Source organism: Nostoc sp. CCY0012 (assembly GCF_963920855.1).
Taxonomy (GTDB): Bacteria; Cyanobacteriota; Cyanobacteriia; order Cyanobacteriales; family Nostocaceae; genus Cyanocohniella.
In genome coordinates, this window is record NZ_CAWUDM010000152.1 from 1 (window position 1) to 10,840 (window position 10,840).

10 protein-coding genes are annotated in these 10,840 nt (G+C 40.4%); all 10 read right to left on the reverse strand.

What is annotated here, in order from left to right; genetic code table 11:
* Positions 1 to 46: 46 nt before the first annotated feature.
* Positions 47 to 748 carry a hypothetical protein gene (locus ACM0OS_RS26485; protein ID WP_414546161.1) on the reverse strand — a complete coding sequence of 234 codons (702 nt, stop codon included), beginning with the start codon at positions 746 to 748 and terminating at the stop codon, positions 47 to 49.
* Positions 749 to 773: 25 nt separating this feature from the next.
* On the reverse strand, positions 774 to 1,130 hold the full coding sequence (locus ACM0OS_RS26490) for a hypothetical protein (protein WP_414546162.1): 357 nt from the start codon (positions 1,128 to 1,130) through the stop codon (positions 774 to 776).
* A 252-nt stretch (positions 1,131 to 1,382) separates the two neighbouring features.
* Complete coding sequence (locus ACM0OS_RS26495) at positions 1,383 to 2,201, reverse strand: alpha/beta fold hydrolase (RefSeq protein WP_414546163.1); 819 nt, start codon at positions 2,199 to 2,201, stop codon at positions 1,383 to 1,385.
* 58 nt (positions 2,202 to 2,259) lie between these two features.
* Positions 2,260 to 2,754, reverse strand: a complete 495-nt coding sequence (locus tag ACM0OS_RS26500) for an NUDIX hydrolase (RefSeq protein WP_414546164.1) — start codon at positions 2,752 to 2,754, stop codon at positions 2,260 to 2,262.
* Positions 2,755 to 4,063: 1,309 nt separating this feature from the next.
* Entirely contained in the window at positions 4,064 to 5,122 is a 1,059-nt protein-coding gene (locus tag ACM0OS_RS26505) for an NAD-binding protein (RefSeq protein ID WP_414546165.1), read from the reverse strand.
* 329 nt (positions 5,123 to 5,451) lie between these two features.
* Complete coding sequence (argH, locus tag ACM0OS_RS26510) at positions 5,452 to 6,849, reverse strand: argininosuccinate lyase (protein ID WP_414546166.1); 1,398 nt, start codon at positions 6,847 to 6,849, stop codon at positions 5,452 to 5,454.
* Positions 6,850 to 6,958: 109 nt separating this feature from the next.
* Positions 6,959 to 7,165 carry a hypothetical protein gene (locus ACM0OS_RS26515; protein WP_414546167.1) on the reverse strand — a complete coding sequence of 69 codons (207 nt, stop codon included), beginning with the start codon at positions 7,163 to 7,165 and terminating at the stop codon, positions 6,959 to 6,961.
* 113 nt (positions 7,166 to 7,278) lie between these two features.
* Positions 7,279 to 8,067 carry a nickel pincer cofactor biosynthesis protein LarB gene (gene larB / locus ACM0OS_RS26520; protein ID WP_414546168.1) on the reverse strand — a complete coding sequence of 263 codons (789 nt, stop codon included), beginning with the start codon at positions 8,065 to 8,067 and terminating at the stop codon, positions 7,279 to 7,281.
* A gap of 234 nt (positions 8,068 to 8,301) precedes the next feature.
* Positions 8,302 to 10,083 carry an ABC transporter substrate-binding protein gene (locus ACM0OS_RS26525; protein WP_414546169.1) on the reverse strand — a complete coding sequence of 594 codons (1,782 nt, stop codon included), beginning with the start codon at positions 10,081 to 10,083 and terminating at the stop codon, positions 8,302 to 8,304.
* A 169-nt stretch (positions 10,084 to 10,252) separates the two neighbouring features.
* Positions 10,253 to 10,738: a 2-C-methyl-D-erythritol 2,4-cyclodiphosphate synthase gene (ispF, locus tag ACM0OS_RS26530; protein WP_414546170.1), complete on the reverse strand. Its 486-nt coding sequence runs from the start codon at positions 10,736 to 10,738 to the stop codon at positions 10,253 to 10,255.
* Between the last annotated feature and the right edge of the window lie 102 nt (positions 10,739 to 10,840).

Sequence of the window (10,840 nt, forward strand, 5' to 3'; positions counted from 1 at the left end):
ATTTTCTTTGTTATGTCAAGTTTTCTCTATACCAAATTAGATGAGCTTACCCTGGCTGTTTTAACCCAGTCAGATTTTTTGCTACAAGACTAAGTGCTTCAAAGACTTCATGATTCCCATTATCTGCCGTTTTTAAAGTTGCAATATTCTCTAATTTCTGGCGTAAACTATCACGCCCTTGCTGTCGTCGCCAATCACATCCAAATAACACTAGAGTAAACAAACTACCAGAACCAAGCCCCATCAAGGAAGTAGAAAAAGCTGTTGTCATACCTTGCAGTAGCCCTGTACTGGCATTCATCAATTCTTGAGAATTTTCTGTAGATAAATTAATTCCTTGGAGTCCCTTTTGTATACCGTAAAATGTTCCTAAAACGCCGATAGCAGTACATAACGTTGTCACAAAACGCAAGGAAGTTCGAGGTATAGGGCGGGCTAAAACAGATGGATACTTTATAAGTATAATTCTGTCATCATTTTGTGCAATATTTTGACGAATTTTTTTGACATCATCTGTTCCTAAATGCTTTTTCAGCCAGCGACTAACTTTGTTTAACTTATTGGCATTTTTACCGTTTTGTAACTTAATTAAAAAGCTAATTGAAGCTTGAGTTTCACCACATTCTAAATGTAAATACCACCATACTGTATAAATTTCAACAACAATTGCAACTATCAATACAGCGGCAATTGCCCAATGAAAAGGTTCATTATCCCAAATAATGTTCCAAAATTTTGCTATTTCCACACTGCACCCTGATTGTTTATTTTGGTTATTTCTGTTTAAATTTTGCTAATTCTTGATCCGTCAGAACTTTTTCAGCTGTCCGCATTGGCAAATGTTCTGCATATAAACGGTTGCCTATAGGTTCCCGGAGACATAAGCTGTAAAGTGGTTCACCCTCTACTTCTGTATCCTCAATGAGATAAACTTTTTCTGGTGCATAGTTTCGCAACAAACGAACCTGCAAACAGGTTTTTAAATCCCGTGAAGAAATAGATAAAGGTGAATTGTTTCCAAATAATTCACCAGCCGCTTTCCAAGCGTGGTTAATAGCCACAATCTCCTTAACCAATTTCTCTACAGAGGGATACAATAGCTCAGAAGTTTTATCAATCAATGCGTTCACCCTATTTTCCTAAGCCTCAATAGGTTTATTGTTCCCAAAGATAGCAGCTTATATCACTTTTTTTGATTGTCAATCTGAAAAGTTTTATCTATAAAGGTTTTATCGGCATAATCTATTGTTTGTAGAGTTTCTATTAGACAACACTAGTTCTGCATGATAATCATCAAATTTTTATATTTTCTACAAATAAAAATATCCCCGGCTTCTTATATAAGTCGGGGATCTGAGCCTTGCTTTCGATACTTTACAGCTTCACAGATAATTGCTATCAACAAAATTTATAATATCCTCAACTACAACCCCAGTACAAGATTCAGATAAATCATTACCTGCGTGAGCAATTATTTTAAAATCGACTTTTGGAATTAGTTGAGTGTAGGTTTGACTTCTCACTACATCATCTAATAAAGCTTGACCGCCTTGCAAAATTAAAACGGGAACTTCCATTAAATGTAATCGGCTGTTCAATAATTCTGCTTCAATTTCCGACTGTCGTCGTTGGAATAGTAATTGACAAGCTGTGGGATATTGCAGCAATTTCTGACGCCAACTCCAGTCTTTTTCTATTTTGTTTTGCCATCCCAGTTTTTTAATTACCGGATGAAGCAACTTTAATATTTTCAATAATAGTGGTGGACGATTTAATAATGTCCGCATCTTCTGCCAATTTTTTTCTTGTCCATCTATCCCCACACCTTCTGGAGATAGTAAGACTAAACCAGCAATTTGCTCTGGATACTTTAAAGCATAACTAGCAGCAATCCAACCTCCAATAGAATATCCTACTAAATATACTTTCTCTAACTTAACAGCTTGTAAGAACTCAGCAATAGACTCCACCTGTATATCAATTGAATAATGAATTTTAGGATTTTCTGATTCACCAAATCCCAATAAATCTGGTGCTAGACAATGGAATTTTTCCGATAATGACTTCATCACCAATACCCATTGACTGCTATCATTCCAAGCACCATGTAAAAAAATGATAGGAGTGCCGCTACCAGCTTCACGCCAAAATAATAGCCCTTGAGAGAGTTTTCTCCGGGAGTTCCGAAATAAGATATCCATTTTAATTTAAAGTTAAACTTTGAGCAGACCTGGGTTAAGTTTAAAGTCCAAAATAGTTTTATGCCAGTGTCGTTAAACCATTCAAGTAGTCTTGTAACTGCCGAGTGTGGTCATGAGACATTTTGCCTAGAGGTAAAGACTCAGGAGCAAAAGCTTGAATTTCCATGACTTCCAAGGTATCCTGGATTTCCATGTTTCCTTGAACTTCTGCTTCAACCACAACACAAATTGAATGAATTCTCGGATCACGCTCTGGAGAGGAGTAAACTCCTACCAAACGTGTAATTTGTACCAACTCTAAACCAGTTTCTTCTATTAATTCTCGGTAGACGGTTTTCGGGATATCCTCTCCCCAGTCCACCATCCCGCCAGGTAATGCCCAACAGCCATCGTCGCGTCTCCGAATTAGCACAATTTGACCATCCGGTAATAAGGGAATGATACTAGTGCCAGTAATGGGATGACGAAAAATAATCCCCAATACTGTTTGTCCAATACGCCATAAGCTACGCGTGGAATGGACAATTGCCGCAAAAAAAGCAAGAACGTTCAATCTTAATATATATATATGTTGTGTTCTCTAACTTTCCTACCACTTACACAAAATCAACCAATATAGAGATGATTTTTGTGTAACGCATACAGAGATGCTTCTGGTTTAGGAGTTAATTGTAATTACTCTCGTATAATATATCAATTTTCCCATTTGTTTCCCAAGAAAATTTATTTTTTTTGTATTTATATATACATAAGTGAATTGTAGATAATTTGCATCTAAATGTCTGATGATCTCTATCTAAATAGCTTTCGTGAATATAATTAAAGAAAATTAATTTGTCTAAATTGGCAATGCCAGTCTTTAGCGCATTAAGTTGCGACAATTTCGTAAAATTCATTATATAGGCAACAGATCAGACTAGTAGGGTAAAAACTGAATATTGCGGGACAAGTGCTATGTAATCACAACGTCTTATGTTGTCAGTGATTTCCAGTATTTTTCACGTGCCAATATTCAATTCATTATTGTGAATAAGTAAGTTGGCGAAAATAAATAATACTATGTTAAATAATGTAAAAAAAGCTGAAATAAGCTCTTACTAATTTCTAAAGCCCTAAGACATACCTGTGCTTACCGCATAGCAGTCTAACTCTTCATGGTATCTGGAAAACCTCTCTCCTGCGACGAGAAAGACTTTGTGGAAGTTAGATAGCTGCAAGCACCGGAGATGGATATACATCTTGTTGACAGAAATCCACTGAGTGCGGTAGACTAGTATACTGTTAAAAGTATCTGAATAAAAAGACTAGGCCAAAAGTATATCAATAACATCAGTAGCTGAATATTGCCTACAAGATGCCTAGTTGCACTTTTTTGTTGTTTATTAAATGAGGTGAACATGGCCAAGCGCCGTAACCCGAAAAAAGAAAAGGCGCTACGGAACCAGGCATATGCCAGAAAGTTTCGTAAACGGACGACTACAGGAAGAATGCAGAGAAGGTTCCAACAAAGACCTCCGAAGAGTGAGGAAGAAGAAAGTACGTCAGCAGCTGATACTGAATAAGTTATCTGCTGAAATTCTTACTCTTTAAATTTGTGAATTTGAGGGTGTACAGCTAGCTGTGCGCCCATATTTTTTAGCAATTTTTTTGTTCACGCCGTGAAGCGATCGCCCTCGCAAAAGAATCTAATCAGTAAGTAGAACAGGGTAAATAATTAAAGCTTTGTAGTGAGAACTTTAGTTCTCAAATCAGGACTAAAGTCCTGACTACAAACTGATTTCCAGTAAATTTACATTACTTTACATAGCTTGGTTTTTTCAAGTCGTTTTACTTAGATGGGTCAACGAGTGAAAGAATTAATACTAGACAATTCGCTCTACATTTTTAAATGCCATCACAATCAATGAATCATCTTGGTTCAGTTTTTCAAAGTGACTCGGCTTCGGATTCAGGAGTACCTCGCCGCCCCGTTTTACTCCGAGCAAAAGTAAGGGATTATCGGCATTGGATGCACTGTACTCACTGATTAATTTAATCAACTCTGGAAATGTCTTGCCCTGGAAGTGCTGCGGATACTTACCTGGTTCGATAAAATAAAATTCATTGGACTCATCTGAGTAAGTCAGTAGTTGCTGGTAGACGACAGACATGTTTTTAAACACCGCACTTTGAGCGATAATTCCCGAACTGTAGTCTCGCGCCGAAATCACTTCATCTACGCCAGCTTCCTTCAGGTGTCGATGACGGTCTAATTTCACCAGTTCTCCAATGACGTGGATGTCTTTTTGTTGACCAGGTGTCTGCTCAAGATGCTTAATCGCCAGTGCAATTAGGGCATTTTTTTCGTCTGGCCCCTCAGTTTCTTCATCTGCTAACAAAATCACTGCTTTTGCTAGGGGTGCCTGTAGCTTTTCTAACGTGGCGTGATGGGTGGGATCAGCCTGTACAAAGTAAACATTATTTATATCCTCTAAATCACCGCGATCCTCGATTACGGAAGCAGAAATGATCATGATATCCCGAGGATCTGCTTGATTCGCTTCAAGTAACTGGCGCACAATGGCTGGAGCTTTTTCATTCCAGTTACAGATAATGATGTGGTCTTGGAAATACTTCACGGCTTTATCCTGCCAAAGAGCGCGAGTGACAAAAAATGATGAAATTTTCCCAACGATCGCTCCGAAAGCAAAGGTTCCGAACACTAAAAGGAGCAATTGAAGAATCCGACCAAGAATAGTCTGCGGTTTATCTGGATACTCGCCCATCAGTGTAATGATGGCGTTTTCCAAGGCTTCCCACGTTGCTTTTCTAGAAGCTAATGCTCCCTCACTCCACAAAAGCAAAGTGATCAAGCCAACTAATAAGAGAAAGATGGCGATGGAAGTTAAGACTAAAGTGAGACGGTCATTTTGTTTTTGCATCAACATCATATTTTATGATGGATTGTGCTTTTAGAAACAAGCTCGGCGGAAGTTTATAAGTGATTACGCAAAATTAAATATATATTGTGATTGCTTCGTTCCTGGCAATGACAGGAGTTTGAAGTTTTAAAAATGTATAAATATTTTTGCCCTACTACTTATTTCTCGTCAGTATTCCGAAGAAAAACCGGGTTTGCCGATGTAAGAAACTTCTCAAGACAAATATACCCAGATTCTTAGGGATTAGAGGAAAGAAGCAGGAGAAGAAGGAGCCACTATGCAAGATGCAGAGAAAAAATTTCTAGCCCCTAACCTCTAACCTCTAACCTCTAGCCTCTAGCCTCTAAAGCAATTTGAGTACGAGCGCTCAGAAGTGCTTGACTAACTTGGGCAAAACCAGTACCACCATAACTATTACGAGCAGCTACGACTTGACGCGGCGATATTGCTTCATAAATATCTGCGGCAAAGGCTGGATGTATTTGTTGCCACTCTTCTAAGGTCAAGTCTTTTAAAAGTTTACCTGCGGCAATACTGGTTTTCACTACTTTGCCTACGAGATTGTAAGCTTCCCGGAAAGGAACACCCCGTGCTGCCAGATAATCTGCGACATCGGTAGCATTAGAAAAATCTTCGGCTACTGCTGCTGCTAAACGCTGGGTACGAAATTCTAAACCTTCTTGTAACAATATTGTCATTGCTTCCAAAGAAGCTTTGATGGTATTGACACTATCAAATAAACCTTCTTTATCTTCTTGTAAGTCTTTGTTATATGCCAGGGGTAGCCCTTTCATAATTACCAGCATTGCTTGGAGATGGCCAAATACGCGCCCTGTTTTTCCTCGTACTAATTCTGGTACATCGGGGTTTTTCTTTTGGGGCATAATGCTGGAACCAGTAGCACAGCTATCTTTGAGGGTGACAAATCGAAATTCTTCAGATGACCAAAGGATAATTTCTTCACTCAGACGGCTGAGGTGAACCATGATTAAGCTAGCAGCACAAAGAAATTCAATGGCAAAGTCGCGATCGCTTACTCCATCTAAGCTGTTGGCATAAATATCCTCAAAATGCAAGAGTTCGGCTGTGTAATGGCGGTCAATGGGGAATGTGGTTCCGGCTAATGCACCACACCCTAGAGGTGAAATATTTACCCGCCGGGTAACATCTCCCAGGCGTTCCCAATCACGCTGAGTCATTTGGAAATACGCCAACAGGTGATGAGCCAAACTTACAGGCTGGGCGCGTTGCAGGTGAGTATAACCAGGTATCAGCGTTTCTACGTGCTGTTCAGCTATATCTAGTAAGACACCTTGAAATTCCCGTAATTGATTGCGAATTTGTTGAATTTGATCGCGTAGATAAAGTCTGGTGTCAGTACCAACTTGGTCATTACGCGATCGCGCGGTGTGCAGCTTTTTACCCACATCACCCACAATTTCCGTCAAGCGTCGTTCCACAGCAAAATGTACATCTTCAGCATCAATCCCTGGCTGAAATTTTCCTTGCTGGTATTCTTGGCGAATTTGTTCTAAACCCGCTACTAGTTGTTCTCCCTCTGTTGGGGAAATAATACCTGTGTGAGCCAACATTTTGGCATGAGCTTGAGAACCAGTCAGGTCATATTCAATTAATTCGATGTCAAAATTGATACTAGCATTAAACCGAGCGATCGCCGGATGCAATGCTGATTCAAATCGTTGACTCCAAGTTTGTTCTTTGGTCATAGATGATTAGGGACGTAGGAGATGGGAAGGTGGGGGTGGTAATTGAGAAGACACAATAGAAATTTATCACTCTTCCTTTGCCTTGTCCCCAGTCTTCAGTCCTTAGTCCCTAACCGTAACTTGTTAAATTCCGCATGATATAGCCAATTACCAGGCCAATCAATAATGCCCAAATTTGACCTGTTTGGACAAAGTTATTCCAATTGTGTTGGATTTGACCTAACAAATCTGGATCGTTAATGTGTTGGGCTAGCATCGTCAGATTCACTGGCAATTGCCAAACTAGCTGAGATATGACATCGCTGATGTAGTTCATACTTAATAATTTATGGGTAATGTGGGCTGTAATTAACAGTGGTCAGTTGTTTGTTTTTTTCCTCACACACTGGCCACATACTGAAATTTTGCGTATAACTTAACTGTCATAACTCAAGATGCCGAAGATGCCAACCGCAATTTCTCGGCTGTTCGCAAAATTTGTCCCGCTAGAACAGCAGCACCAAAACCGTTATCAATATTCACCACACCCACACCCGCTGCACAAGAGTTGAGCATTGTCAATAGGGGGGCTAAACCGCCAAAACTTGCACCATAACCAATGCTAGTGGGAACAGCAATCACCGGACAATCTGCTAAACCTGCCACAACGCTGGGTAAAGCACCTTCCATTCCTGCCACAACAATCAACACCGAAGATGATTCGATGAGGTGGCGATTACTTAGCAAGCGGTGAATCCCGGCAACACCCACATCCCAAAGACGCTGGACGCGAAACCCAGAAAGTTCTGCTGTTATAGCTGCTTCTTCAGCTACGGCTAAGTCAGCAGTACCAGCAGAGAGAATGCCGATTAATCCTTCAAACTTGGGTTCAATTGTCGGGGGTGTAATAGCACAAATGCGCGCCAATTCGTAATAGCATAAGCCTCTAACTTTTGGTTGTAGGGCAGCATAAACCGCTGGTTCAATGCGGGTTGCCATCACCACGGGATTACGAAGGCGCATCACCTCCATAATTTGAGCTATTTGTTCCGTAGTTTTACCCGGCCCCCAAATCACCTCTGGGAAACCGGTTCTCAATTCACGATGGTTGTCAATTTTGGCAAACTCACCCACAGGTTCATAGGCTAAGTCTTTGAGCGAAGTTAGAGCCATATCTGGAGTAACTTTACCATTGGCAACCGCTTCTAAGAGCGATCGCAAAGTTTCAGTTTGAGTCACGGTATTTAATGGGGAGTACTTAGTGGGGAGTGGTCAAAAGAAGCAGGGGAGCAGGGAGCAGGGAGCAAGGGAGAGAGACTGGGAAGGAGCTTGTACCCCGCCCCAGTCAAGCGCCCTGGAAGCGGCGCATTGAGCTTACCGAAGTGGGCGGGGCTTCTTACCCATGCTCCCCCTGCTTCTTCTCCTACTCCCTATTCCCTATTCCCTACTCCCTACTCCCTACTCTCTACTCCCTTAATTAATTATTTTGATTTCATGAATATTCCAGAATGCGCCACCCAAGGCGGAGAATTTGATGTTGTCAAATTGATTACGCACTGCTGACAAGGAATAGGGATTTACCAGATAGATAAACGGTAAATTTTCCTGGGTAATATTTTGAGTTTCAGCGTAAATTTCTCGGCGTTTGGCTTCGTCTAGTTCCCTAGCTGCTTGAATGTAAAGTTCACCAATTCTCCTTTCCCAAGGTGCTACTTCCCAACCTTCTATGGGTTTTTGTCCGACTTGGGGTTTTTGATTAAACATATGTAATCCACCTTCAGGGTTCCAGACGTTAGCCCCATCGTTGGGTTCTAAACCACCAGTTAAACCTAGTAAGGAAGCATCCCAATCAAGAGTATTTGCCAGTTTATCTGTATAAGTATTCCATGCCAATGGCGTGAAATCAACTTGCATTCCCATTCTGCCTAAGTCTTGGCGAATTTGTGCCCCCATTGCCTCGCGGATTCTATTACCTGCATTTGTCAGTAAAGTGAAGCGTACACGGTTACCGTCAGCATCTAATAGTTGACCTTGAGCATTATATTTAAATCCAGCTTTTTTCAGTAATTCTCTAGCTTTTTCTGGATTGTAATCGTAGACCTTTAATCCTTCTTCTGGTGCTAGGTAAAAAGGACTTTGTACAGAAATGGGTGAATTTTGGGTTTGACCTAAACCACGAAAAGTATTATTAATCATCGTTTGGCGGTCAATGGCATAAGCGACTGCTTGCCGAAATTCAACTGTATTAAACCAACGAGATTTTATAGGATCTACTAGCGGTTTGCCGTCTCTTTTACCTTTATTTAAATTAAACAAAACAAAAGAGGTTCCCGTAGCTGGCCCGCCGTTATAGATTGTGAAATTACCTTGTTTTTCTTGCCGTTTTAATAACGAAAAGTAATCTGGTGTAACTCCCACCGAATCTAACCCACCAGAACGAAATTGCAGTAAAGAAGTATCTGTAGATTCGACAATTTGCCACACGACTCGTTCAATGTAGGGTTGAGCATCTCCTTGCGGCCCTTTACGCCAATAGTAGGGGTTGCGCTGGAAAACCACACGTTGACTTGTGTCGTAGCGTTCTACTTTGTAAGGGCCATTGACAATGATTTGATCAGGAGGAGTATCAACGCCCCACTGGGACAAAAATATTGGTTTACCTTCTTGGTCTTTTGTTTTGACAAATTTTTCTAAAGCATGAGCAGGTAAAATTGGTAGTCCTAGAGTTCCTAAAAATGGTGCAAATGGTTCTGGGGTAGTGAATTCAACCCGTCGATTATCTATTTTTTTGACTTGAGGTAATGCCCGGCTTTCACCAATTCGGAGAATATCTCTAGTATCTGTGGGAATCTCTTCGTTGAGGTAAATGTCATTGTAAGTAAAAATTACATCATCTACTGTTAGTGGTTTGCCATCAGACCATTTCAAACCCTCTCGTAAAGTAAAAACAAACCCTAACTGATTATCAGTAATTGTCCATGATTCCGCTAATACAGGTTCAACTTCACCAGTAATAGGATTTTGGGTTGTTAATCCCTCATAAGTTAAACTAAAAATATTAGGAACTTCTGAACTCAGTGCATAGTTAAAGGTTTTGGGATCACTAAGAATACTATTTACTAATTGGGGTACTTGAGCCGCTGTACTTTTAAAATTAGCTGGGTTACAACCAGCAATTGTCATAGCTGTTGCTGAAGCCAAAATTATAGGTAACCAAAAACGTTTAATGGTGGTAAGAAGCCTGATAAATTTCATAGTTTAGACAATGCCCATTATCAATATACTAAATAGCCTTTTTTGTTGGGAATTTATAGCGTTTTTTTGGATGAATGAAATATCCATTTATCTCTATTTTTTATTTATTCCATTACCTAAAATAATTACACAACGCTATCTGCAACTTTTCTAATTCAGCCAAGAACAGCTATTGGGAAGTAACTAGTAAAACGACAGCATAAGCACATATACCTTCTTCTCGACCAACAGGGCCTAATTTTTCATTGGTGGTGGCTTTGATGCCAATTTGATTGGGGGGTAAGTCTAAAACAGTTGCTAGCTGATCCCGCATATTTTCAATATGTGGTTTTAATTTAGGACGTTCTGCTACTACTACTGAATCAATATTGCCTATTTCCCAGCCTTGATCTCGAATTAGCTGATGTACTTGAGTTAATAGCACCAAACTATCTGCTCCAGCCCATTGAGGGTCACTAGGGGGGAAATAATGACCAATATCCCCTAGAGATAATGCCCCCAACATGGCATCCATAATGGCGTGGGTCAGTACATCAGCATCACTATGCCCTAATAAACCCAATTCATGGGGAATTTGCACGCCTCCTAAAATTAAAGGGCGATCGCTCACCAATCGATGAATATCGTAGCCGTTACCAATCCGAATTTTAGTCATTAGTCATTATTCATTAATTAATCATTAGGCAACAGGCAATAGCCTAAGAACTCTCCCCCCTGCACCCTGCACCCTGCCCCCCTGCCTCTTCTTCCCCTGCAC